We start from the raw sequence: 24,152 nt of genomic DNA, 5'->3' as shown, positions 1-24,152 counted from the left end.
ATTCACCATCGAGTTGCTAGCCTTTAGGTCGTTTAGATAAACTTATAAAGGACAAACATGTATAAACTTATTCTCCCTACCTTGTGCTTATCGTTTTGCGGTTTCGCACATGCGGCTCAACCTTCTTATAGTTTCCTGCAGGCTGGCTTTGTAAAAACAGAAATAGCCGATCTTGAATCATTTAATCTAAATGGATATGAACTCAGAGTAAGTGGTGAGCTGGGGTATGGCTTTTTTGTTGAATACAAGCATACCGATTCTTCAGATTCTCATGATGGGTTCAAGCTTGATGTAGTGCAACGGCAGTTCTCGGGGGGATACATCCATAATTTTTCACCCAAACTGACACTTGATTACAGACTGGGCTTGGGTAATTTTGATATGACGGGCACCCGTAATAATGATTCTGCAAGCGCTGAAACAGACTTTTTTAGTGCCGCTACAAACGTTCGCTACCAATTAACCGAAAACTTAGAGATCTTTGGTGGTTTCGAAGTACAAAATTGGGATGGTGACGCCGACCAAAAAGCATATAGGTTTGGTGCTCTATACGACCTTTTGGGGGGGGTAGGGGGCATTGAATATACGAAGTACTCTGACCAAGAAATCGTAAACATGAGTATAAGATACGAATTCTAATCAAGTAATTACGCCCAAATTAATATACTGAAGCCCGACTTCGCAATAAAAGCGAAGTTGGGCTTTTTTTGATCTAAAAAATAGTTGTAGATTCTCGGTATGGTCGCGGTTGTGAGCAATTAATTACGGCAACGAGTATCCTTTTATCTCTTCCTTTGGAAAATTTTTACACATGCCGTTTGTAAAACATAATACAAAGTCACTAGGCGCGCTTGCCATTAAAAGCCAATCCTCCTCTGAAATTGAGTCTGTACGCTTGTTATTATTTGAACTCACAACATCACCAGCTTATAAAGCAGCAATTTGCCCTCGACGCTTTGGATACACGCAACGAACTATAAGGTTGCCTCCTCGCAACTTTCTAAGGTCAAGACCCGCTGAGTTATAGTGCGTTTAAAATCTTATACCGGAGTAGGGGCGTATAGTGAATTGTCTATTTGGATAATCGATTAACGTAATAAATAGGTTTGATTTCATTATTCGCGTTACTCAACTGCGTTTAAAAGCGTCAGCAATTGAGACGACTTATAAAGCTCCCCTTTAATACCAGCGACAAGAGCGTGGGTAGCAATGGTAAGCCTACTTATGTTTGCGCTCGGGTTTTGGTTAATCTCGCTTATGCGTCTAAGAGCGTCCTCTTGGCCTTGATTAACAAAAATTGTCAAAATCTGAATACTATTTTCTTCCGCCGTTTTTACTCTAGGCAATGGCTTGTAACCCAATGCCTTAACCGTCTCTTCAGCGACTTCCCAAACAGACCAAGGGTTTTGTCCAGTAATTAAGTTGTCGTGAACACTGACTTGATTAAGATAATTTTCACCGGCGATAAAAGTGGCACCTTGTTCACTCAATTTTGTTTCTAATAAAAAGGGGAAAATATTTTTAGCATTGGGTATTAAAAACAGCTCTTCGGAATTTGTAAAAGCGGAAACTCTTTTGTTTTCAAGAAAATATTGACCCGTGTCGGAAACAACATCAACGAACGCTGCTGGTCCATGACATACGGCAACAATAACTTTTTTCGTTTGCCAAAAATGAGACACGGCAGCCTTGATACCTGCGTTATTTGAGAAGTCGAACATTGCACCCTTACCGCCAACGAAGTATATACCGTCGTAGTTTGCTAAGTTTGCGCTTTCAATAGCAAAAGAATTTTTTACTTTATGCATTGCTTCATCATCATTCAAAAAAGCATAGTCAAACTTGCCCATATCATCGGTGTCTATCACCATTGGGGGTTCGCCACCCTGAACACTGGCTATATCAACGCTGAACCCATTAGCTTGGAAAACGTAGAACGCCCGCGCAAGTTCAGTAAGTTCATAACCTGTAGTTTTCCCCGTCGCACCTAATGTCTCTTCACTAGTCAGCACTGCTAGAATACGTCCGCGACTATCGTTAACGCCCTCGGATATATAGCGAATATCTTGCGGTTGTTGTTGGCTAAAGTCAGCTTTTAGCTCGTTTCCAAGAAGACTAAAAAACCACACAATAAAGCCAGATATGCCAATAACCAGAGTAAGGATTATAAGACCAATCTTTTTAAACATACTGATTCCTTTAAAAAGTGTTATTTTGTTGAAAGAGAAGTCAATTTGAGGTCAATTATTGTGATTAGTAACCTTTCTTTTTACCGTGCAACTTCGTGACTAATAGCGCAGTGGCTTTCTGTTCTGCATCTTCAGGCTCTGTATATAGATGTGGCTCTACACCAATACCTTCCCAATTTGTTTGGGTAATAGGGTTGATGGCTTTTGCCGTTGGTATGGCAATTCGCAGTCCATACTTGAGCTCAAAGTAATGCCAAGGATTGGCGCCTCCTTTACTGGGTTTTCCAATGACCAACGCACGAGACATATGTTTGAAGTTATAAGCAAACTCTTCGGCAGCTGAAAACGTATTTGGCCCAATAATTATGACTATTGGGATTTGACTTAAATGAGGGAAATCAATGGCAGGATCTGTATAAAATTCTTCGAAGCTATCAGAAGCTCTCGAGTAAAAGGTATTTAGGTGCTGTCGAGCCTCCAAAAAAAAGCTTGATATGTACTGAACAGTTTGCGCGCTGCCACCACCATTCTCTCGTAAATCAATGATAAGGCCATCTACATTTTCAATTGCTTGCATGTGATTTGAAATCACTTCTTTGGAAGTCTCGTTGAGGTCAGCAAACCCCCAAAAACTTAGGAAACCTATATTTTCTTCAGAGACTTCAACACGTTCAAAACCGAAATCGAGCCTCGCTAGCTTTTCAAACCATGTTTCTTTTTTTTGTAACCCACTAATTTCAGGGTTGCTTGAGACAGAAAAATGCTGGTCATTTTTTTGAAGGACTTTATTTATAAACGTTGTAAAATCCTGCCGGTATTTTACGTTCGCGAACGCTTTATCATGTTTAACACTTTCTAACTCATTGATAATAATTTCAATTTTATCAATTTCTACGTAGTTATGACTAATTTTATCTATCAATTCATCAACTAATTCAAGTTTTATCTGGTTGTTAAACTGAACCTGTTCAACAGGTTCATATTGTGCAAAGGATTGAGTTGTACTCAGAAGAAACAGTGAAAAAAGCAAAATAATGTCGTGCTTTCTACTTTTAAGGCAGATGCTAATATCTCTCAGCCAGAATAAATTTTTTCGATTCATGTTTCTTTCCATTTGATGCACGTTATTACCTCGTTTATTGAATGAACTAACAATCATCAGTACTCTTAAGTAAATTTGGAGTGAAATGTTGTATAAGAATAAATTTCACCTTCACATCACTTTCAATAAGTAAGCTATTCAGTACGATTTCAGGTGAATAAAGTTGATTTAATCAGCTTTGCCACAGTTTTTATGCAAAGGGAGAGTTGTATGAAGCGCAAATTACGCGTGCTTCTTGTTGAAGACAACCAAGCAATAGCAAATCAAATTATCACTTTTCTTCAAGGACACGAGTGGGACGTAGATTATGCGTCAACCGGTAAGTTAGGAGTAAAACTAGCATTAGAGCATACGTTTGACGTTGTTATTTTAGACTTAAATTTACCTGATATTGACGGCTTACGAGTATGTGAAGAAGTTAAGCGTCACGCTAACGCCAACATACCAATATTGATGCTTACTGCTAGGGATGCTTTTGAGGATAAGGTCAAAGGCTTTGGTAAAGGCGCTGATGATTATCTTACTAAGCCTTTTGATTTAAGAGAGCTGGTTTTGCGATGCGAGGCGATGTCAAGAAGGTCTGAGTTGCATCAAAATACCGTTGTCTCCCATGGGGCGTTATCTCTGGACACTAGGTCGTTTGAGGTGGTATGGAGTAGTGAAAATATAAAAGTAACAAAGGTGGGTTTTAAGCTATTACATAAGCTATTGAGTGAAATGCCTTACCCTGTCAGCCGCTCAGAATTGATTGAGCACGTTTGGGGTGATGAACCCCCTGAAAGCAATGCGCTGAAATCACACATTTATGCACTAAGAAAAGCAACTGAACAAGTAACGGGAAAACCTATCCTCCACACAATCAGCAATATTGGCTATCAGTTAAAGGGTATAGATGATTAGGTTTACAAGCTTACAAAATAGACTAATGGTTGCTTTTACTTGTTTATCATTAGTCATCTGTATTTTTTTTATACGCTTCTCAACTATATTAATAGAAATCGCCGAAGCTAACGCCTATCAATCTGTGCTCGCACAAGAGGAGCATCGCTTGACAGCAATCACCAACCCGTTATTAATACCGACAATACTAAACTCCGTTTTATATACCAATATGGAGTCGGTTCCCAATGAGATAATTACAGCAGTTGGCAATGCGCGTAGCGGGAGTTTTGAAACAAAAGACAATCAACAGTTTGTTTTCAGAATATTTGTGATTGAGCAAAGCCCCCAACTGCTACTGATGAACATAAATTCTTTTTCTGCGAATCAACATCTAAGCCAATATAAATCTTTGTTTCTTTATAGTATTTCTGGAAGTGCATTTATTCTATGTTTATTGAGCGCCTGGTACCTGTCTAAATGGCTGTCGCGCCCTATAGAGCAATTGACCAAAAGTGTTGAAAAAAGAGGCAGTAATGCTGACTTTAAATCTGAAAGAAATGTCGCTGTAGCATCTATGTTTGGTTTAGATAGATCAGATGAAATTGGAAAACTTGCCAAAGCGCTTGCAGAGTCTTATGACGAAATTCAAATATTATTGGAACGGGAACGAAATTTTACTCGCGACGTTAGTCATGAGTTACGTACTCCCATTACTTTAATTAAAAATACATTAACACTTAATAATGCAAAGGTGGGTAGCCACGCTGAGCACAATCTATTAAAACAATCTGCCAATGAACTTGAACAGACCGTTGAAATACTTTTGGCACTAGCCAGGCAAGAAAATTTGGAGTTTACAGAATTTAGCGTTTTACCGATTATCGAGAAAACTGTACTGAAGGTTTATCATCTATACCCCGACTTTCCTTTTGATGCTCTCATTACAGTTTGTCCTACAATGCGGGCCATTGGTAATGAGCTATTGTTGGGTTTGCTCTGCCAAAATCTTGTAAACAACGGGGTTTACCATGGAAATGGTAAAGCTATGACAATCCGTTCTTCTGGGCACGAACTCATTTTTGAAAATTCACTGGAAGCCACACAAGAACGCCCCTATTATCAAGGTTTAGGGCACGGACAATACCTTGTGAAACGTATCGTTGAAGAAATGGGGTGGAGCGTCATGATTGAGCAAGAAAACCGTATCTACAGAGTCACTATATCAACCATTACTTAGCCCTTTCGGTTTAAAGTTTTACCTTTGCTTCACCTATTTCTACTTAAACTCCTAATGAATATTTTGATCTAGGCCTCTTTGCGTAATCAACATTCATTCAAATAGGAGCAGTCATGACGGTAAACAACACATCAACACTGTCGAAAAAAATTGTAAAAAGTAGCATTATTTTTAGCTGTATCTTACTTAGTTATTTGACCATCAGTTTTAGCTTGATATTTTGGCCAACTAAGTTTCCGTTCAGCCTGATTCACCATGATGTAAATAATTCAAATCATAATGGACCATTGAATATTAATGGGCAACATATGACAGTAACCGCAAGAGATGGTAAGTCACTCTATGTACGTAAGATTGGGCCTGATTCTCAGCGCGTTATCGTGTTTATACATGGAATAGCAACCACACATCAAACATTAATTAATACTGCAACGCAATTGCATGAGGCAACAGGGGCTCAAATATTATTACCCGACCTGAGGGGACACGGATTTTCTCAAGGAGACAATTTCGATGTTGCTTACATTGGTCAATATGAGGATGATTTAGAAGATATTCTTCTGCACTTAACGTCAAAAACTAACGTGTCCTCAAAAGGTCTATATCGTCATATTATTATTGGTGGTCACTCAATGGGGGGCGGTATTACTATGCGTTACGCGTTGAAAGATAATAAACCAGACGTTGACGGATACTTATTGTTTGCTCCCAATTTTGGCGAAGGTCCTACACAGCGTAAAGCGAGTGGAGATATGGCGGGCAATTCGCCAATTTTATTCAATACGACGAGAATGATAGGGCTATTGATGTTAAACACTATAGGAATTAATCATTTAGACTCATTAGCTATTATGTATTTTAATTTTCCACCACAGATGATGGCCTATAGTTATTCTTCAATCATGTCTGCTCAACCTATTAGGCCGGACACTACCGATAAAGCATTGCTCAATATACCTCAGCCATTAATAGCGATTATAGGACAAGAAGATGAAGTGTTTTTGGCCAGCGCGTACCCGAGTTTTATTCGTGAAAATAGTGCTTTAGGCTCTGTTGAATTAATAAACCATGCTGATCACATGAGCATATTATCTAATCCTCAAGCCATTGAGAAAGCGACTGCCTGGCTTAGAGCTAATTTCTAAACATGTTAAATGTCGATGGTTACATGTTGTTGTAACTCGCGCCTCTCATGCAGCAACATCGAACCTACAAGTATGAACCAAATTATCTGCAATAACCCAAATACTGCGCCAATTTCCTTAAGACTTGGTATAAGCGTCGAAAAACCGAAAAAACTTATAATATAACCAAAGAGAACAAGATTTTTACTTAATCTTTCCTCTTTCAGTAAACAAGTATTAATCAACATGACCCAGGTTGCTCCTACCCATTCAGAGCCTTCTCCTAAGCCCATTTGTATCGCATATATCTCTCGCCACAAATCAACTACAGCCGTTCCCAGCTTATAATTTTCACTAAATAGAAACTCGATCGATAGAATAGCGATAAGTCCGCTGGCGAATATGTAACATGACCAAAGATAGCTCATTAGCATCGTAATTTGCTGAAGTACACTGTGCTCTCGCGTTTGATTTTCTAATAATGAAACGCTAAGCACTAAAACGCTTATCCCAAATACGACATAAACTAAGAAATACCAAACCTGCATTAATTCACTAAAGTTATTAAGGGTACGCAAGCGTTGATCGGGGCCATCATTAAAGTCGGGCGCAATGATAAATATGAGGCACAAGCCAAGAATAAAGCTTGTAGCGCAAATAAAAGAAGCGATAGCGCCATGAAATTGTTTTTTTCTCATTTTTCTTTTGCCATCAATAAAACCTCACCAGTTGATGAGGTTGTTTTCAACGATGCAATATTAGCAAAACATCCTTTAATATAAGGAGTTTTTTTAATCAGAACTTTTTATAGTAGTGCTTGTATGGTCAATGTAAGGTGAAAAAATTGCTATTTCTGGTGCCAGTGAATATTTAGGAGAAAGCTTAATTCGCGCGAGGGGTCAAACCACCGTTGTTCGACAAAATGGCAGGATAGCCATTTTGCACAGCCGCAGGGTGAGCGCCATGGACGGCGCGAATGAATCCCTCCCTCTGTGCCAAGTTCTAGAAACCCGCACACTGTTGCGGTTTTTTTTATGCTTGAAATAAATCACATGATTTTATCATTTATTCGATGTATGTTTTGTATTCAGTCTTTGATTTACATACAGAAAATACTTTCGAAAGCCTAATACTTGTTTAAGGATGAATTTATGAAGCGCTTTTTAGCTATGTTACCCATTATCTTGTTGGCAGGGTGTAATTCAGATAACGACGATGGCGTTGTTTGTACCACTGAAGTTATTCCAGGCATCGCTATAACCGTTATTGATGATGTAACCGAAGCACCTATTTCTTGTGGCGCCACTGCCATACTACAAGAGTCAAGCTACGAGGAAGAGCTAACCAATCCAGAATCCTCTGATTGCGATTCTACTGCGATGTTGTTAGGCGCACTTGAGCGACAAGGCTATTATAACATTACCGTGCAAAAAGAGGGCTATGAGTACTGGTATGCTTATGATGTTGAAGTTGCCGAGGGGCTTTGCCATGTTGAACAAGTTGAAGTGGAAGCAAGGTTAATCCCTTTATAAGGTGCTGAAAATAACTGCCTACAAAAATGTGAAGCTTTGCAGATTCACTTAGCGTGGTTATTAGCTAAATGGCGCAAAACAAGTGCATTTTGTACGAAATAAGGCCTTTGCTTTTCATTTTGTTTATCTATTCGCCACTTGGCACACTTTATTTAGATTTGCACTTTACACGCAGAAAAATATCATTAAGATACGCAGCACTTGGAGAGGTGGCAGAGCTCGGTTTAATGCACCTGACTTGAAATCAGGCGAAGGGTCAAACCTTCCGGGGGTTCGAATCCCTCCCTCTCCGCCAAGTTTTGAAATCCCGCACACTGTTGCGGGTTTTTTTATGGTTAAAAGAAAAGTTAAAGCTTACATGAGAGGGAGGGTGAGACCCCCCGTTTTTCGACAAAATGGCAGGATAGCCATTTTGCACAGCCGAAGGCTGCCCGTAGGGTGAGCGCCATGGACGGCGCGAATGAATCCCTCCCTCTACGCCAAGTTCTGAGAACCCGCACATTGTTGCGGGTTTTTTATACATAAAATAAATGCGAAATCAGTTTACGTGTAAGACCACAGTCGCATTGTTACAGGCTATTAACAGGTATAGCCTTGCGATTCTTCCAGCAATCGTAAGGTGTAAAGTGTCTCAAGAAAGCGATTCTTATCAAAAACTTCACAAGCCAAGTAATACATTTAAATCAAGAGAAGATTACCTCAACCACGAATTACAAATCATTGCGCCAAAGCGCTGGCGATTCAACCTACCAGGTAGAGACTATCGTATAGAGTGGGAAGACTGTGTGCCTGGCATGGCGGCAACGATAGGTAAAATTGTAATGGTTGCCGCCGTTGTAGGAGCGTTTGCTGCGCCATTAGGGTTATCACCTGAATTCGTTGTAGAAAACGTCCGGTTTGAACTTCTCATTGCTGCAGTGCTTTTTGTTGTGTTGATATCCGGTTTTTTCAACCCTTCAGCGAACTTAGCGGGTACTCATGGCCCTTTACTGCCTTTGGTACCACTGATTGTTGCGTCGGGCGGTCATCCTATGGCGTTAGGGCTGTTAATTGGCTTTTTTGGCTTTTTGTTGGGGATAACCAAAGGCGGCAGTGTACTAGCAAAGCTAACCAGTAATGGGGTTTGTGGCGGCCTTTTACTGTATTTAGGATTTATTGGTATTACTGGGCAAGTTAAAAAGCTGTTTGCGTGGGCAGAGAGTTTCGACATGGCCTATTTAGCCTTTGTGGTTATTGTTGCCACCATTTTAATGTATGCATGGTTGGAGCATATTCAAAAGCGTTGGTTGGCTATTCCTTTAGGTGCAGTCATGGCAGCGGTTATTGCTTTTGCTCTAGGCGCGCCATTTGAATTTACTACCTCACCGGGTATGCCAAACTTAATCCCAGCCTATTGGTGGGGTGAAAGTACAGGTTGGCAACTGGGGTTACCTGATTGGTCTCATTTTATTGCGGTACTGCCATTTGCTGTATTAGCGGTGTCTATGTGGTCTCCAGATTTTCTTGGGCATCAGGTTTTCCAGAAGCTGAGCTATCCGAAGCACAGTGAGAAAGCGCACATGAATATCGACGATACCATGATTGCAGCATCTAGCCGTCAAGCTGTAGGTAGTTTACTTGGTGGGGGGAATATTGCTTCATCGTGGGGAACCTACATAATACCAGCTTCAATTGCTCGTAGACCTATTCCAGGCGGAGCGATAGTAACTGGCATATTGTGTGTAGTTGCTGCCATTTGGGGTTATCCAATGGACCTTGCTATTTGGCCTCCGGTGTTATGTGTTGCACTCATAGTCGGTGTGTTTTTACCGCTGATGGAAGCCGGTATGCAAATGACACGAGAAGGTAAAACAACACAATCTGCGGCCCTAGTGGTAATTTCATCAGTACTGGTTAACCCTGTGTTTGGTTGGTCGTTCACTATGCTTCTCGATAACTTAGGGTTAGTTGGTTGTAAAGAACGGGCTGGTGAACTTGGCAAAGCGGGTAGGTGGTTAATACCGGGCATTACCTTTATTGTGCTATGTACGGTTATGGCTCTGATTGGTATGTTCCCAGGGGTGCCTGCCATCATTGAGACCTTCAGGGTGTAAGTACAAAACGTTTTTATAATATTAAGGAAGGGGCTGTGTTTATAGCGGCCCCTGTATTAATTTTTTGGTATGGGCTCATTTAAGAGCTTGTCCCAGTAAGGAGTATCTTCAAAGTACGCACACAAAAAGTCGATAAAAACGCGGAGCTTATTGGAAACCAGTTTACGGTGTGGGTATACCGCATATAACGAAATAGCTTGTGGGACATAGTCTTCTAATATTGATAACAATTCACCCCGTCTGAGCGCGTCACCGGTAATAAAAGTAGGTTGTAGTACATAACCATCACCGTGTATTGCCACATTAGTCAGTACCTCTCCATTGTTCGCAATAAGTTTTGGTGTTACTTTTTGCGCATTAGTTTTAAGCGCCTTCATTAACTCAGACCCGTCACTATCATAATTTACATACGAATATTCTAGGTAATGCTCTGGATTCAACTCTGATGGATGTGCAGGCGTTCCATATTTTTCTAAATAGGCCGGTGCTGCACAAAGGGCTAAGTTAAGTGTGGTGATCTTTTTTGCAACGAGGGCAGAGTTAGCTAAATAGCCAGCCCGAATCGCAACATCCAGACCTTCATCTACCACATCTACTTTGCGATCATTCAGTTGTAAGTTTACAGAAACGCTGGGATGAGCATGTTGGAACGCCGCGAGTGCTGAAGAAAGATGTAAGGTAGAAAAGGATACAGGGGCACTTACGCGTAGTACACCTTTGGCTTGCGTGTTAAGTAGGCCCAGCTGTCCCTCCATATCGTTAACACTTTCCAATATGTTATTGGCATGCAGTAAACACTGTTGTCCTGCTTCTGTCAGGTGAATCTTTCGGGTAGTGCGGTTGAATAAACGTACGTCTAAGTGCTTTTCAAGTTGAGCCACATATTTACTTATAAGCTGGTTTGAAGTGTTTAGCCTATCCGCAGCGCGAGTAAAACTGCCTTCATTAGCAACCACCACAAACGTTTTAAGCAGTGCGATCCTATCCATTTCTCTATTATCAACCATATTGTCAACAAAACGTTGTTAATTATTCAATACTATGCCGCTTTATTCAATTTATGTTGACAACTATTCTAGACCCATGCAGTTAGTTCTTCGTCACAGACAAAGGACTAACAACTAACTAAAGGCTTTCTGCACGGCAGTGTGGTTGCCGTGACTAAATATTAAGGTGTAACTATGAATAAGCATTTTTTAACAACCGTATTTTCTAGCAACAATAGTGTAGCGAATTTAGTGCTACGTGTGCCCCTCGGAATTATTTTAGCTGCACATGGTGGGCAAAAGCTATTTGCATGGTTTGGCGGATACGGTCTTGAGGGGACTGGACAATGGATGGAGAGTATAGGGTTAGCTCCTGGGCTTATCATGGCATTACTCGCTGGTAGTGCAGAGTTTTTTGGGGGAATAGCGCTAATACTTGGGTTTCTTACACGTCCCGCTGCCGCACTAAGTGCGTTCACCATGTTAGTCGCTATTTTTAGTGTGCATGCGGGTAACGGATTATTCATGAGCAACAACGGTTACGAATTTGCCTTAGCCCTACTTGCTGCCACGGTTGCACTGTCTATTCAGGGCGCCGGAAAGTTTTCATTTGATGCTGTTATCAGCAATAAATTACTTGGTTAATACGGTGGCTTTATAAAAGGCTGATTTTGTGAAAGACAGGCACGAATGAAGGCTGCCTATAGCTTTAATGAGTCTGCGTCATCGATTTAACAGTTATATCGGGAAAAACACTGATGAGTATTACAACGGCTTACATTTCACATGGTGGTGGACCGCTGCCACTTCTAGAACGCGGTACATATGAAGACGGCAAAGGGGGCGCAAACCATAAAGAAATGATTGAGGTACTTAAAACCTTATCGCGAGATATGCGAAGGCCTGATGTCATTGTGGTGGTTAGTGCGCATTGGGAGGAAAATAACACCCAAGTGACTGCCGGTAACAAACCAAGCTTGATTTATGATTACTACGGCTTTCCTGAGCGGGCTTATACATTGCAATATCCAGCCCTTGGTATCCCCGATTTATCTGCATCTATTGTGGCGGGTTTGCAAGCACAGGGAGTTGATGCAACGGCTAACCAAAATCGCGGGTTTGATCATGGGATGTTTGTTCCTCTCACTATCATGTACCCAGAAGCAGACATTCCATGTATTCAAGTATCCTTAACATCAGACTTGGATGCGGCAAAGCATATAGCGTTAGGAAGGGCATTGAGACACATTTTACAGGCTAATTGTAACGACAAGCATGTTTTACTGTTGGGCTCGGGTTCGTCTTTTCATAACATGCGTGGCTTTTTTGATAGTTCAGCGTCGGCAAATAAAAAAGCACAAGAATTCAATCAATGGCTACAAGAAACAATGAAGTTTGAAGCAATGAATGAATTAGAACGGAGTCAAAAACTCATTGAGTGGAAAAGTTCACCCCACGGAATATTTGCTCACCCTAGAGAAGAACATTTACTCCCTCTTCATGTTTGTTACGGTGCAAATGAAAGGACGGTAGACAAAGCAATATCATTAACGTTACTGACGAAGCCAGCAAGTATGTTTGTTTGGAAAAACTAAGCGAAACATCCACGGACATGCACTTAACTTAAACAAATTAACCAAAATACAAGCACTTTGTTTATCAATTAATCGGTTGAACATAAAAGTTTAAGTTAGTGCTTTACACTTTCAGCTAAATCATTAAGATACACAGCACTTGGAGAGGTGGCAGAGCTCGGTTTAATGCACCTGACTTGAAATCAGGCGAAGGGTCAAACCTTCCGGGGGTTCGAATCCCTCCCTCTCCGCCAAGTTTTGAAAACCCGCCATTGTTGCGGGTTTTTTTATGCCTGAAATAAAGTGTATTAGCACCACAGCAAACGGGAATAAGCAGCGTATATTTTCGGGCAGGTTTAATTAAATAAAATTCACAATTCTAAAACTTTTATTAAGGCTAGAAGTTGTTCTAGCCACTAAGTAGCAATGCCGCAATGATAAACGGACAAACAAACGAAAGATAGCGGTGAAAAAGTACTGCAACTCATTGAAAGTTTTTCTGATCTTCCTCTGTCTATAATTTGTAATAAGCTCTTATAAAATGATTACATTCATAATAACTAATATGTTCGACTAAGCGGCGTTAGTAAAAATGAGTGAGAGATAGAAGAAAGGCACTCGCGACAGTCGCATGTTGGTCATAAATTTTTGCTAAAAACGATTAACCATTAGTTTTCTATATTATCGCTATTGTACATAGGTACACTTGTTTAAAGACACTAGTTCACAGATGTGTGATTAGGGCTTCACTCTAATGTCCAATTGCAATTAAGGTGTATAGTAAGTGATATAGAGGTTATTACTCATTACAGTGCTAATGCTTAAAACGAAAGTGTAAGTGAAACGCAACGACAGCTCGTTACACCCACTGACGAAAAAGAATAAATATAGAGGATTGATATGCAGGCTATGAGTACGCTCAATTTGAGTCAGGGCAGTGTTGAGCAAAAACGTCAGGAAATAAAAGCGTATTTTACGGATTCGTTTGATACCTATGAAAGCCTATTTACTTGCCTAGCAAGCGATGAAGCCTATTTCCAGCGTGCTGAAAAGCTTCGCCATCCACTTATCTTTTATTTTGGCCATACCGCGACTTTTTTTATCAATAAGCTTATTTTGGCTAAAATCATTTCTGAGCGTATCAACCCGAGATTCGAGTCGTTATTTGCTATCGGTGTAGACGAAATGAGTTGGGATGATCTTAACGACGAGAACTACGTATGGCCGTCTGTTGATGAAGTGCGTCAGTATCGCCGCCAAGTGCGCGATCTCGTGTTATCGGTAATTGAAACCCTCGATTTTAGTATGCCTATCAATTGGGAAAGCCCAATGTGGCCGCTGGTGATGGGAATTGAACATGAACGCATTCATTTAGAAACGTCCTCAGTCCTTATTCGTCAACTGCCCATTAGCCAGGTTAAGACCGATAACAAAAATTGGCCCAGATGTAACGTTTCATCTAGTGCTCCTATCAATACATTAATTGACGTGCCAAGTGGCGATGTTATATGTAACAAACAATGGAACGATGCCTTGTATGGGTGGGATAACGAATATGGCCACCATCAAGCTAGTGTAGCCGAATTCAAAGCCAGTCAATTCGCTGTGAGTAATGGTGAGTTTTTAACGTTTATAGAAGCAGGCGGATATGAGAGCTCAGATTACTGGGAAGAGGAAGGCAATAAGTGGCGCGAGTACACAAAAGCAGCTCACCCGACTTTTTGGGTAAAGGCTGATAGCGGTTATTTGTATCGCAGTATGTTGGAAGCATTTCCATTACCACTGAGTTGGCCTGTAGATGTGAATTACCACGAAGCGAAAGCCTTCTGTAATTATAAAAGTGAGCAATCCGGCACGCTAATTCGACTACCTACTGAAGATGAGTGGCTACGTTTACGTGAGTTCGCGGGCGTTACCGATAATATTTATTCAAGCGGCTACAATGTTGCGTTGAACAAGTACGCGTCTAGTGAACCGGTAGATGTTAACCAAGCCGGTGATTTTTACGATGTAGTAGGTAACGTATGGCAATGGACGGAAACGCCAATTTACCCCTTTGATGGGTTTAAAGTGCACCCGCTGTACGATGATTTCACCACGCCTACCTTTGACAACAAGCATAATCTTATTAAAGGTGGAAGCTGGATATCTACGGGGAACGAGGCTATGGCACAAAGCCGTTATGCGTTTCGCCGTCACTTTTTTCAACACGCAGGCTTTCGCTATGTAGAAGCTGCACTACCTATACAGGTAAATGATTTGGATTACGAAAGCGATACACAGGTATCACAATACAGTGAGTTCCATTACGGTGACACTTACTTTAATGTTGAAAACTTCGCTAAAGCAAGTGCTCATTTTTGTTTAAGCCACATGCCTCAAAACAAAGGCGGAAAAGCGTTAGACTTAGGCTGTGCAGTAGGGCGCTCATCGTTTGAATTAGCCACCTATTTTGACCAGGTTGATGGCATCGATTTCTCTGCACGGTTTATTAAAACCGCTGTTGCTATGCAGGAACGAGGTGAAATTCGTTATAACCTTATTGAAGAGGGCGAATTAACGTCGTTTAAAGCCCGTAAGCTAAGCAACATGGGCTTAGCGGAATGTGCAGATAAAGTCCATTTTGCCCAAGGTGACGCCTGTAACTTGAAGCCGCAATTTACAGGCTACGATTTGATCTTTATGGGTAACTTGCTTGATAGAGTGTACAGCCCTAAGAAAGTGTTGAACGATGTTACTGCAAGGCTTAATGCAGGCGGCATACTGGTAATAGCCTCACCGTTTACGTGGTTGGAAGAATATACAGAGCGTAGCGAATGGTTAGGGGGTTTCAAAGACGAGAACGGTGAAACGTTAACGTCGACAGAAGCGCTGGAAGCCACGCTTAAAGAAAATTTCGAGCGAGTAGGGGCGCCAACTGAAATTCCTTTTGTTATTCGTGAAACAAAGCGTAAATTCCAGCATACGCTGTCTGAATTTAACGTGTTTAAGAAGCGATAGTATTGTGTATACAGTGTTTACGCGTTGTGTTCTTTGCCAAAAAGGAAATGAATGAAAGCGGCTAAGCAAAGCGCTTTAGCAGGCGCCGATCAAATAGCGGGCTGCAGCGTAGATATAAACGCTGCTTTGAGAAAACAGGTTGCCGATATCGACAATTTATTTTCTGAGCAATGTAGTGAATTTTCATCGCTTTGGTATACACCCTTGTCTTTAGGTGACACTGATGACAATGACAACGCCGACTATGGCGAGGCTCACGCAAGAAACCGCCTGAAGTTTTCGTCGCTTTCTACTCGCTTCCCGCATGCACCAGAACACGCAGTAAGTATGTGGATAGCCGACATGGACACTGCGCCATCTAAGCACATTGCCCATGCTATATCGGCATTTGTGTCTTCGCATTATGGGTATCAGTCATGTGATATTGGTGATGTTGTGGCAGCCCGTTACGCTAAACAAGGTGCGGTCATTGCTTCCAATTCGGTAGTGAGTACGGCAAGTGTGATGGCTGCAGTAGATACTGCGTTGAAGGTGTGCACCACAAAAGGCGATAAGGTCATGGTGCTTTCACCTACCTATGGCCCTCTTCGAGAAAGAATGGCGGCGCAAGGCCTAAACCTCGTTGATGTGAGTATTGACGATATTAGTTATAAGGGAACCGGTGTTGAAACAGGTTTAGAAAAAAATACAACCGCGTTATTAGATGCAGATTGTACTGCCTTTGTGCTTTGCCACCCGAATAACCCCACAGGCACAGTGTTAAGCGAGTCATACCAACTTGATATTGCCCGTTTTTGTGAAACCCACAATATCACCCTTATCCTTGATGAAGTGCACAGTGAATTTGGTTTTATTGATGCCGATGCTACTGTGAATGCTTCGAGCAACACCAAAACTAACACCAAGCATAATGCTCCAAGCGCTATAAAACCTTTTGCGATAGATATCCCATTTGTGCAAGACACAATTATACGAATAAACAGTGCCGCAAAAGCATTTAATTTATCGGCTATACCCGCTGCATCGTATGCCATTATTGTAAATGATGAACTACGCACTAAGTTTGCAATGGAAATAGACAGCTGCCATCTTGAGGCATCCCCCGTAGCTAAAGTTGCACTGATTGCGGCCTACGAAAAAGCAGATGACTGGTTGGCGTTAGTGTTGAAGGCTATTGCGTTTAACAGGCAATACGCCAAAGCGCTTATGAACGTACTGAGCCCAACCACATCTTTTACTTTGGGTGAGGCTGGTTACTTTTTATGGTTGAATTTGAATCAACGCTTTCCACAAAACATGTTCGTTGAAACCTGCAAGCGTGGGGTTATTGGTGTTGATGGGTCAAGTTTTAACGCCCCAGGTTATTTGCGCCTTAATTTGGCATGTCACCCTAGTGCGATAAAAACGGCGTTACTGAGATTATTTTCCGATTAAGTTATAGCCTTTAGCTTAGTGCTAGTCTTCCGCTAATTGTCACTCATGCTGTGTTTACTAAATCCAGTTCGTTCACCCTTTGTTGGGTGCTTCCTATTTCTACCGTTAGATCTGACTAATTTTCACCTCGGGCTCCTGTATCGTGCTCTGCATCGGGAAAGCCAATTTAGTACCTAGCCTAGACCTAGCCCAACATCCATTCATTCTCAAAAAACGAATGAATGGTGCTAAATTCGCTAATTTTATCCCGCTGTTTAGGTACTACAATATTGAGTATTGAAAATTGATTATCGATAACAAGCGCTCTAGTGGTGCTTGGCGCAAAAGAGTCGATGTAAGGAATTAAAGATGCAATACATCCGAAAAGGTAGCGAACGAGGCAACGTAAATCTTGGTTGGCTAAACAGCAAACATAGTTTTTCATTTGGCCAGTATTATGACGCCAATCATATGGGGTTTTCTGCCCTAAGGGTCATTAACGATGATATCGTACAGGCGGGTAGAGGCTTTGAAACCCATGGACACCGAGACATGGAAATCATTTCTTTTGTCGTAAGCGGTGCGCTAAAACACAAAGACAGCACAGGTAACGACTACGTTATTCCTGCTGGTGATATTCAAGTGATGAGTGCAGGAAAGGGCATTAGGCATTCTGAAATGAATGCGTCTGATCACGAGGAAGTTAATTTTATTCAAATTTGGATTGAGCCTAACGTAACGGGTGTTCAGCCTGCTTATTTACAGAAGTCGGTTAGTGATAAAAACGGATTAGAGTTGCTTGTCAGTGAGTCGGGGCAAAACGGCGCATTAAAAATTAATCAAGAAGCACGTATTAGTAAACTGGCTCTTAGCCAAGGCGAAACTTTCGACTTAGCGGTTGAATCTACAACAACCTTGGGAGCTGGCTATTTGCATATTGTGAAAGGTGAATTAATAGTTAACGACGTGAAGTCAGATAAGATGACTACCTTAACTAAAGGCGATGCGATAGGGTTAGGTACGAAGCAGAAGATAGTGGTTTTAGCCAATGATGATGTGCTTGCGCTTTGGTTTGATTTGCCTCCTATTGGTTAATGAGTCGGTGCAGTATCTTTATTGACCAGCTTGTCCTGTTAACGATTGTTTTTACACATTTACTTACTACAAATTGACACTGAAAAGTTTACCTAGTCGGTAGTCGTGGTATGATATAGACGCATGATTGGTAAGTAACTGGTGGAAACCACCACGGTTACGGATCTTTTTTGTTCGAAAGTAAACCGTAGTCAGTGAGATACTTGTGATAAAAATTATCCTAGCAGATGACCATGATTTGGTCAGAAGAGGGATCCGCCGAATTCTGGAAGATGTCGTAGATTTTTCAATCATAGCTGAAGCTAAAAATGGCGAAGATGCCGTACAGTTATGTCGAAAAAATGCCCCAGATGTGGTACTCATGGACGTAAATATGCCCGGTATTGGCGGGCTAGAAGCAACTAAACGCATTGTGCGAATGTCTGAGAACACTCGCGTGATTTGTTTGTCTATGCACAAAGAAAGCCCCATTCCGATGCAGGTTATGAATGCTGGCGCGTTTGGTTTCTTAACGAAAGATGCTGAACCTGAAGAAGTTATTCGAGCCATTCATAAAGTCGTTGCTGGGCAAAAGTATATCGATAGTGAAGTAGCGAACAGTATCGCCATCGATAAGCTTTCCCCGAATTCAGACAACCCGTTTAATGATTTATCAGATAGAGAGTTAAGTATTGCGCTTCGCCTCACCAAGGGCAAACGCGTACCTGACATTGCCAATGAGTTAAGCATTAACGCGAAAACTGTCAATACATACCGTTATCGTATGTTTGAAAAGTTAGGCGTAACCACTGATGTGGAATTAACCCACTTAGCGCTTCGCCACAAACTCATCGATTCGAATTTGCTTTAGCCCAGCATGTCTGCATTTGATTCCGCAGCGTTTCTCAAAAATTTAACTTCTCAACCGGGCGTATACAGAATGTATAACGCCCAGGAAGACGTCATTTATGTAGGTAAAGCAAAAAACCTTAAAAAGCGTGTTTCTAGCTATTTTCGGATGAATGTCGATAACGCAAAAACACGCTCATTGGTAATGCAAATTGCCAATATGGATGTCACCGTTGTAAATAGTGAAACAGAAGCGTTTTTGCTAGAAAATAACTTCATCAAGAAGTACAAGCCACGTTACAACGTGGTCATGCGTGACGATAAATCCTACCCTTTTATATTCCTATCTGACCACCAGCACCCACGTTTATCGTTTCACCGTGGCCCGCAAAAGAAAAAGGGCGAATATTTTGGCCCTTATCCTAGTGCGGGTGCCGTTCGTGAAAGTTTGCGTTCTATGCAGCGTATTTTTCCTGTACGCCAGTGTGAAGACAGTTACTATCGCGCAAGAAGTCGCCCTTGTTTGCAGTACCAAATGCAGCGTTGCAGTGCGCCTTGTGTTGAAGGTTATGTAAGCGACGAAGAATATAACGAGCAAATAGACCTTGCTAGGCTATTCCTAAAAGGTAAAAACCAACAAGTCATTGGTACCTTGGTCGATAAAATGGAAAAAGCCAGCGAAGCGCTAAACTTTGAAGCTGCCGCGCGTTATCGCGACCAAATTAATACACTTCGCAAAGTACAAGAGCGCCAATGGGTAGCCGGTACCCAAGATGAAATGGACATATTTGGCTTTGCGGTGAAAGGCAATATGGCGTGTATTCAGGTGATGTTTATTCGTGACAGCCAACTTTTAGGCAGCAAAGCGTTTTTTCCAAAGGTGCCGAACACGGCTGATGAACAAGAAATATTTGAATCCTTTTTTTTGCAGTTTTATTTAGCGGGTAACAAACTTATTCCTAAGCAAATGGTATTTGCTAGTGCGCTGTCTGATGAGCAAGCGATTGCCGATTTGCTTAGCAGTGAAGCCGGATACCGTGTGAATTTCTTTAAAGGTGCACGTGAAGAGAAACGTCGCTACCTAGAATTGGCACAAGCCAATGCTGAAACCGCACTAGAGGCCCAGTACGGCGAACAAAAGTCTGTATTTGCCCGTTATCTCGATTTAGAAACAGCGCTTGAATTAGAGGCGCCATTGCAGCGTATGGAATGTTTCGACATAAGCCACACCTCAGGCGAACAAACCGTAGCATCTTGCGTGGTGTTTAATCGTGAAGGCCCACTTAAAAGCGATTACCGCCGCTATAACATTGAAGGCATTACGCCTGGTGATGATTACGCCGCCATGGCTCAAGCCCTCAAGCGACGGTATAAATCAGTTAAAGAAGTACAAAAGATCCCTGATTTGCTGCTTATCGATGGCGGTAAAGGGCAGTTGTCTCAGGCTGAATCTTTCTTTAAAGATTGGCCTCATGATAAAAAGCCAATGTTATTGGGTGTAGCGAAAGGCACAACCCGCAAACCGGGTTTAGAAACTATTATATTGGCCGATAGCCACGACACCGTGCCTATGGACAGCCACTCACCCGCATTGCATCTTATTCAGCATATTAGAGATGAATCTCACCGCTTTGCAATTACTGGGCACAGAAACCGCCGTCAAAAGGTTAAAACCACATCAAGTTTAGAAACCATACCTGGAGTAGGGGCTAAACGTCGCCAAACACTGTTGAAATATATGGGTGGGCTGCAAGGGCTTAAAAAGGCCAGTAAGGATGAAATTGCTAGCGTACCAGGTATTAGCAAAGAGTTAGCTGACACCATATACGATCATCTTCATCTTTAATCTCATCCAATACGCGCATTAATACGTAAATTGCGGTAATCTGTTAAAAATTGAAGGCTTAAAAAAAGCTGCGCTAAACCTGCCTATAATAGGCGAAAATTTTGAGATGTATTTATGTGGACGGTTCCAAATTTAATTACTCTATTCAGAGTGATCCTTATTCCTGTGTTTGTTGGTGTTTATTTTCTTGATTGGCGTTGGGCCCACGAAGCCGGTGCATTTATTTTTTGGCTTGCAGCTATTACCGATTGGTTCGATGGTTACCTAGCCCGAAAACTTGAACAATCTACACCTTTTGGTGCTTTCCTAGATCCTGTTGCCGATAAGCTCATTGTTGGGGCGGCACTGCTAATGATTACTCACAGCTATGCTAGTTTATGGATAACCATTCCAGCCATTGCACTACTAGTGCGAGAAATTTACGTTTCAGCGCTTAGAGAGTGGATGGGACAAAATGGTGTGAGGGAAGCGGTAAAAGTATCATTTATTGGCAAAGCAAAAACGACTGCGCAAATGTTAGCCATTATTGGATTATTATCTGGCCTTGAATCGTTTATGGGCATTCCACTTTATTGGGTAACCCTAGGACATATTTTACTTTATATCGCCGCAGTGCTGTCAATTTGGTCAATGATTATTTACTCACGTGCTGCATGGCCACACCTAAGTGCGGGCTTAAAAGATAAGATTTGATCGTCTATTGAGCAATGTGAATAAAAATGTAGCAAACGATCACAAAAATGCATATTTCCTTGTTTTTCGTATTGACACTTTCAGCGTTACAGGTAGAATTCACCGCACATTTCGAGACGGCAACAACGAAACGAAATGTAAGACTTTAAATGCGGGAATAGCTCAGTTGGTAGAGCACGACCTTGCCAAGGTCGGGGTCGCGAGTTCGAATCTCGTTTCCCGCTCCAAAGTCTAGTATTACGGCGGAATGGCAGAATGGCTATGCAGCGGATTGCAAATCCGTGGATCTCGGTTCGACTCCGGGTTCCGCCTCCATAATGCTTTAATGCGATAACAGGTTTCTACGCCTGACACCCCAACCGAAAGGTTACCCCGATGCCCGGGTGGTGAAATTGGTAGACACAAGGGATTTAAAATCCCTCGTCAGTAATGACGTGCCGGTTCAAGTCCGGCCCCGGGCACCATTTCTTTAAGAGTTTAATCCCAAAGAATTTTCAGCTTTGTCTCTAAATCATTTTTCGGTATTACCTAACTCGACAAATTATTACACACTGACATTAATGCACGGTTCTTGCGTCTAAAATAGTGTTTTCAGAAAAACCCGAAAATGACTCATTTAATCTAAGGGTAGCGTACTGAATTACCCGTAAATGTTTTGGCCGATTCAGCATTTTCCAACGCATTGTGTAGCTCTGCCATGGCAGATATCGTTTCTTTAGACGCTTCCCTATTCATCGTTAGCTCCACTAGGCAGTGGGGGCATTTTACTACTTTCTGAAAAAGTAGGTCTTGCAATGAAACCTTTATTTTATGGTCACAGGATTCTGTGGGACAGGGTATGCCGGGTGCTGTATTTTGAGTATTAATCATGATTTATTATCCTAAAGTAAATTTTAATAGTAGATGTTAAAGGGCTCGATACATTTATAAATCCGTTCGCTGCTTCGTTTAGGGTAGGGTGAAACGTAACTTTTATTTCTCCACTCGTGTTTGTGAGAACTTGCACTTGTTCTATAGAACTACTTCCAACGATGTCTCCGCTGTCAACGGTGATATACTTGCCGAAAGCTTTTTCTAATTCCACTTTATCATTTGGAATTAACGTTACCGTTAGTGGCACTAAATCAATGTCATCACTTTCAGCTAAGCTGTCATTAAACTCATCGTTATTTTTCATTAATGTTAACGTCAGTTGTACTGCCTCCTTATCCATTAGTAGCCTGGAAGTGTTCGGGCTGATTTTTAAGTCATAAGCAACATGTCCTTCGACGCCTTGGCTAGAAACATTCAGTAGTTGTAATATTCCTGACGGCAAATCTGACGAAACGACGTCCATTTTCACCTTCATGTTTGTATTAACTTTACTGTACTGCGCTGTTTCAGCAGACCGAGGGGGTCCTTTAGGTGACGAAGATTCATATGGACCTAACATAGCTAACAATTTTTTATCGCTTGTACCTTCATCCGTTTGCTCCCAAGTCTCGCTCGATACATCGACCCAACTTAGAATGTTAATACCCATTTCGAATTGGGCTGAGTTAATGGTGTAATACGGCATCGTGATCAAGGATATGATGGGTATTTCAACCCTCATAGTTTGAGCTGCTCCACCTTTTACATAATCGTAGTAAAAGATAAATTTAACCGCTTCGCGTTTTCCATTTTTGTTTGTGAAACAATATTCATTCAAGAAATTTAGCGTTGTATTGTTTCCGTTTGCACTCGACTCAATAATCGATGTTAATGGAAATTCAACTAATTTCTCAAAAGTGAAAAGATTCGACATAACCGTCTTTTCGGTAGAATTATTCATACTAGGTTCCTGCTAAGAATATTTTTCGTTTTAAATTTTCGTCAGCGCCCTCAGCTCCTTTTTTATCTGCATATCCTGCTTTCATACCGACGACTTCTGCTTTCACGTTAATAGAGCAGAGAATGTCATTGTTATACGAATTAAGGTCATTGATAGTAAGCAACGCTTTAAGACCTGAATTAGATTCATTTTCTTCTATTAGCGGTTTCGACTCGCCAAAATCATGAACTAATTGTTTTAGCGACTTAATAAACTGTTGAATATCGTCAATTAACTTTTTGTTACTTTGAAATTTTAAAGAAGTAGGGGGGACTGTCTTATCACGCTTCCAAATTGATGAAATGAATGCTTTTAATGCATCGGCGTCTTCATTTGGAAGTTGGTGATGTTGTAATGACGATTGAATAAACGCCTGTAACTCAGAATGAATTAAGTCACTCAGTGCTTTGCTCATACCTTCACCAATGACTGCGTCTGTTTGTTCAAGCGCAAATTTGAGCTCGAAGTCAAAAGATTTTATATTCGCTGTGGGTACATCAAAGTACTGTAGTAGTTCATGTTTACGATTCAATCCAACATAGCTTTCGGCAATATCTGCCGAACGAATATTAGCTTGGTTTTGGGCGTTGATCATATCTATCAATATAGACGATAGAACTGACTCCAAAATGTCCGACATAATTGCTCCCCCCTAGTAAGTAGGAAATTGAACTTAATTAACTTTTTAATATTTCACCGTAGCTCA

20 protein-coding genes and 5 tRNA genes are annotated in these 24,152 nt (G+C 41.4%); 19 read left to right on the top strand and 6 right to left on the bottom strand.

Features of this window, described 5'->3' with window-relative positions:
* Positions 1-57: 57 nt before the first annotated feature.
* A complete protein-coding gene (locus FLAVO9R_RS08350; protein ID WP_159530408.1) occupies positions 58-639 on the top strand; it encodes a hypothetical protein in 582 nt (193 codons plus the stop codon).
* 485 nt (positions 640-1,124) lie between these two features.
* On the opposite strand, the gene FLAVO9R_RS08345 is transcribed toward FLAVO9R_RS08350, so the two are convergent.
* Both FLAVO9R_RS08345 and FLAVO9R_RS08340 read right to left on the bottom strand, forming a co-directional pair.
* Positions 1,125-2,189 (bottom strand): type 1 glutamine amidotransferase domain-containing protein, encoded by a 1,065-nt coding sequence (locus FLAVO9R_RS08345; protein ID WP_159530406.1) that lies wholly within the window; start codon positions 2,187-2,189, stop codon positions 1,125-1,127.
* A gap of 64 nt (positions 2,190-2,253) precedes the next feature.
* Entirely contained in the window at positions 2,254-3,291 is a 1,038-nt protein-coding gene (locus FLAVO9R_RS08340) for a S41 family peptidase (protein WP_159530404.1), read from the bottom strand.
* Between the two features lie 210 nt (positions 3,292-3,501).
* On the opposite strand from FLAVO9R_RS08340, the gene FLAVO9R_RS08335 reads away from it, so the two are divergent.
* The 3 genes from FLAVO9R_RS08335 (at position 3,502) to FLAVO9R_RS08325 (ending at position 6,555) form a co-directional block, all read left to right on the top strand.
* The gene (locus tag FLAVO9R_RS08335; RefSeq protein ID WP_159530402.1) at positions 3,502-4,191 is read left to right on the top strand and encodes a response regulator transcription factor; all 690 of its coding nucleotides are present in this window, start codon (positions 3,502-3,504) and stop codon (positions 4,189-4,191) included.
* Positions 4,192-4,339: 148 nt separating this feature from the next.
* On the top strand, positions 4,340-5,410 hold the full coding sequence (locus tag FLAVO9R_RS08330; protein WP_159530400.1) for a sensor histidine kinase: 1,071 nt from the start codon (positions 4,340-4,342) through the stop codon (positions 5,408-5,410).
* A gap of 113 nt (positions 5,411-5,523) precedes the next feature.
* A complete protein-coding gene (locus FLAVO9R_RS08325; RefSeq protein ID WP_159530398.1) occupies positions 5,524-6,555 on the top strand; it encodes an alpha/beta hydrolase in 1,032 nt (343 codons plus the stop codon).
* A gap of 5 nt (positions 6,556-6,560) precedes the next feature.
* On the opposite strand, the gene FLAVO9R_RS08320 is transcribed toward FLAVO9R_RS08325, so the two are convergent.
* Positions 6,561-7,232: a hypothetical protein gene (locus FLAVO9R_RS08320; protein WP_159530396.1), complete on the bottom strand. Its 672-nt coding sequence runs from the start codon at positions 7,230-7,232 to the stop codon at positions 6,561-6,563.
* A 453-nt stretch (positions 7,233-7,685) separates the two neighbouring features.
* On the opposite strand from FLAVO9R_RS08320, the gene FLAVO9R_RS08315 reads away from it, so the two are divergent.
* From FLAVO9R_RS08315 to FLAVO9R_RS08305, 3 genes are all read left to right on the top strand, one after another.
* Positions 7,686-8,066: a hypothetical protein gene (locus FLAVO9R_RS08315; RefSeq protein WP_159530394.1), complete on the top strand. Its 381-nt coding sequence runs from the start codon at positions 7,686-7,688 to the stop codon at positions 8,064-8,066.
* Between the two features lie 203 nt (positions 8,067-8,269).
* A tRNA-Ser gene (locus FLAVO9R_RS08310) sits at positions 8,270-8,361 on the top strand.
* A gap of 331 nt (positions 8,362-8,692) precedes the next feature.
* Positions 8,693-10,159 (top strand): DUF3360 family protein, encoded by a 1,467-nt coding sequence (locus FLAVO9R_RS08305; protein ID WP_159530392.1) that lies wholly within the window; start codon positions 8,693-8,695, stop codon positions 10,157-10,159.
* A 56-nt stretch (positions 10,160-10,215) separates the two neighbouring features.
* On the opposite strand, the gene FLAVO9R_RS08300 is transcribed toward FLAVO9R_RS08305, so the two are convergent.
* Positions 10,216-11,148 carry a LysR family transcriptional regulator gene (locus FLAVO9R_RS08300; RefSeq protein WP_159534502.1) on the bottom strand — a complete coding sequence of 311 codons (933 nt, stop codon included), beginning with the start codon at positions 11,146-11,148 and terminating at the stop codon, positions 10,216-10,218.
* 192 nt (positions 11,149-11,340) lie between these two features.
* On the opposite strand from FLAVO9R_RS08300, the gene FLAVO9R_RS08295 reads away from it, so the two are divergent.
* The 12 genes from FLAVO9R_RS08295 (at position 11,341) to FLAVO9R_RS08240 (ending at position 22,058) form a co-directional block, all read left to right on the top strand.
* On the top strand, positions 11,341-11,790 hold the full coding sequence (locus FLAVO9R_RS08295) for a DoxX family protein (protein WP_159530390.1): 450 nt from the start codon (positions 11,341-11,343) through the stop codon (positions 11,788-11,790).
* Between the two features lie 113 nt (positions 11,791-11,903).
* Positions 11,904-12,740 (top strand): DODA-type extradiol aromatic ring-opening family dioxygenase, encoded by an 837-nt coding sequence (locus FLAVO9R_RS08290; RefSeq protein ID WP_159530388.1) that lies wholly within the window; start codon positions 11,904-11,906, stop codon positions 12,738-12,740.
* 141 nt (positions 12,741-12,881) lie between these two features.
* Positions 12,882-12,973: transfer RNA gene (locus FLAVO9R_RS08285), tRNA-Ser, on the top strand.
* A 646-nt stretch (positions 12,974-13,619) separates the two neighbouring features.
* Positions 13,620-15,719, top strand: a complete 2,100-nt coding sequence (ovoA, locus tag FLAVO9R_RS08280) for a 5-histidylcysteine sulfoxide synthase (RefSeq protein ID WP_159530386.1) — start codon at positions 13,620-13,622, stop codon at positions 15,717-15,719.
* Between the two features lie 51 nt (positions 15,720-15,770).
* On the top strand, positions 15,771-17,153 hold the full coding sequence (locus FLAVO9R_RS08275; RefSeq protein ID WP_159530384.1) for an aminotransferase class I/II-fold pyridoxal phosphate-dependent enzyme: 1,383 nt from the start codon (positions 15,771-15,773) through the stop codon (positions 17,151-17,153).
* 348 nt (positions 17,154-17,501) lie between these two features.
* On the top strand, positions 17,502-18,227 hold the full coding sequence (locus FLAVO9R_RS08270) for a pirin family protein (protein ID WP_159530382.1): 726 nt from the start codon (positions 17,502-17,504) through the stop codon (positions 18,225-18,227).
* Between the two features lie 205 nt (positions 18,228-18,432).
* Positions 18,433-19,077 carry a UvrY/SirA/GacA family response regulator transcription factor gene (uvrY, locus tag FLAVO9R_RS08265; RefSeq protein ID WP_159530380.1) on the top strand — a complete coding sequence of 215 codons (645 nt, stop codon included), beginning with the start codon at positions 18,433-18,435 and terminating at the stop codon, positions 19,075-19,077.
* 6 nt (positions 19,078-19,083) lie between these two features.
* Positions 19,084-20,901 (top strand): excinuclease ABC subunit UvrC, encoded by a 1,818-nt coding sequence (gene uvrC, locus FLAVO9R_RS08260; RefSeq protein ID WP_159530378.1) that lies wholly within the window; start codon positions 19,084-19,086, stop codon positions 20,899-20,901.
* A 114-nt stretch (positions 20,902-21,015) separates the two neighbouring features.
* On the top strand, positions 21,016-21,594 hold the full coding sequence (gene pgsA / locus FLAVO9R_RS08255) for a CDP-diacylglycerol--glycerol-3-phosphate 3-phosphatidyltransferase (RefSeq protein ID WP_159530376.1): 579 nt from the start codon (positions 21,016-21,018) through the stop codon (positions 21,592-21,594).
* Between the two features lie 151 nt (positions 21,595-21,745).
* Positions 21,746-21,821: transfer RNA gene (locus FLAVO9R_RS08250), tRNA-Gly, on the top strand.
* A gap of 14 nt (positions 21,822-21,835) precedes the next feature.
* Positions 21,836-21,909: transfer RNA gene (locus FLAVO9R_RS08245), tRNA-Cys, on the top strand.
* Positions 21,910-21,971: 62 nt separating this feature from the next.
* Positions 21,972-22,058 (top strand) — tRNA-Leu (locus FLAVO9R_RS08240).
* 398 nt (positions 22,059-22,456) lie between these two features.
* Here FLAVO9R_RS08240 and FLAVO9R_RS08235 read toward each other — a convergent pair.
* Positions 22,457-23,407: a DUF2589 domain-containing protein gene (locus FLAVO9R_RS08235; protein ID WP_159530374.1), complete on the bottom strand. Its 951-nt coding sequence runs from the start codon at positions 23,405-23,407 to the stop codon at positions 22,457-22,459.
* A gap of 1 nt (position 23,408) precedes the next feature.
* Complete coding sequence (locus FLAVO9R_RS08230; RefSeq protein ID WP_159530372.1) at positions 23,409-24,086, bottom strand: hypothetical protein; 678 nt, start codon at positions 24,084-24,086, stop codon at positions 23,409-23,411.
* Positions 24,087-24,152 lie beyond the last annotated feature (66 nt).

The organism is Alteromonas sp. 38 (assembly GCF_902506055.1).
Lineage (GTDB): Bacteria > Pseudomonadota > Gammaproteobacteria > Enterobacterales > Alteromonadaceae > Alteromonas > Alteromonas lipotrueae.
Note: the sequence above shows the minus strand (reverse complement) of the source record. Positions and strands in the feature narration are given on the sequence as shown.